This window comes from Mesorhizobium sp. M5C.F.Ca.ET.164.01.1.1, assembly GCF_004792125.1.
In the GTDB taxonomy this organism is placed as follows: Bacteria; Pseudomonadota; Alphaproteobacteria; order Rhizobiales; family Rhizobiaceae; genus Mesorhizobium; species Mesorhizobium wenxiniae.
On sequence record NZ_SRTG01000104.1, the window covers coordinates 1 to 447 of the forward strand.

The 447-nt window shown below is 58.8% G+C and carries 1 protein-coding gene; it reads right to left on the reverse strand.

Annotated elements, in window-relative coordinates:
- A partial coding sequence (locus tag EN807_RS32625) for an OmpA family protein (protein ID WP_246684502.1) occupies nucleotides 1-447 on the reverse strand: 447 nt, incomplete at both ends.

The window sequence follows — 447 nt, forward strand, 5'->3', positions numbered from 1 at the left end:
TCTCTCGATCTAGCCGCGTGGCTTGGACGCCGTTCGCCGTCAGGAAGGCTGCCACCGATTGCGCCCTTCTCTGCGACAGGCCCTGATTGTAGCTGTCCGTGCCGGTCGCGTCGGTATGACCCTCGACGACGAAGCTGAACGTGCTCAGCCGGCTGTCCTTCAGCGCCTTGGCGAACTCGTCGAGTTCAGAGCGCGCAGTGGTGTCGAGTGCGGCCGAATCTAGGCCGAAATTGATCAGCATATCGAGACTCGATTTCTCTCCCGGCGCTTCTTTTGCCTTGGTCTTGGTCTTGCTCTTGCACTCCTCCTCGGTGCCGACGCAAATTCCCCGCGACTTGCCGAGATCGGCCGCGCCGGCAAAGAACTTGACAATGTCTTCTGATTTCTGAACAGGATCGGCGAAAGCGTGGGTCGAGAAAAACACCACGACCGCCAAGACAAAAGTTG